We start from the raw sequence: 590 nt of genomic DNA, 5'->3' as shown, positions 1-590 counted from the left end.
GTCACCGTCACCGCGAACATCGACGCCGGCATGCCCTGGCGCACCAGCTACGGCGAGAACATCGTCTACACGGACTGGCGTCGGGACAACTTCTACTTCGGCCTGCAGGAAGCCCTGCGCCAGCGCGGCGTCAGCGCCCGCCGCCTCGGCGTGGAAGACGACGCACTGCCGCTGATGACCCGCCAGCGCATCCAGGCGGCCTTCGAGGGCGCCGAACTGCTCGACGTCTCCCAGGACGCCATGCGCCAGCGGATGATCAAATCGGCCGAGGAGATCGAGGTGATCAAGCACGGCGCACGGATCGGCGACCTGGGCGGCGAAGCCATCAAGGCCGCCATCCGCGAAGGCATCAGCGAGTACGAAGTGGCGCTGATCGGCACCGAAGCCATGGTGCACGAAATCGCCCGCACCTTCCCGCACCGCGAGGTCCGCGACACCTGGGTCTGGTTCCAGTCCGGCATCAACACCGACGGTGCGCACAACTGGGCCACCACCCGCAAACTGCAGCGCGGGGACATCCTGTCCCTGAACTGCTTCCCGATGACCTCCGGCTACTACACCGCGCTGGAACGGACCCTGTTCCTGGGCGA

General features: G+C 66.9%; 1 protein-coding gene. It reads left to right on the top strand.

Going from position 1 to position 590, the window contains the following annotated elements:
* Window positions 1-590 (top strand): M24 family metallopeptidase (locus ACMX2H_RS18965; RefSeq protein WP_414962835.1); only part of this gene is annotated, 590 nt, incomplete at both ends.

Source organism: Arthrobacter sulfonylureivorans (genome assembly GCF_047607445.1).
GTDB lineage: Bacteria > Actinomycetota > Actinomycetes > Actinomycetales > Micrococcaceae > Crystallibacter > Crystallibacter sulfonylureivorans_A.
This window is presented reverse-complemented; position numbering and strand designations above follow the sequence as displayed.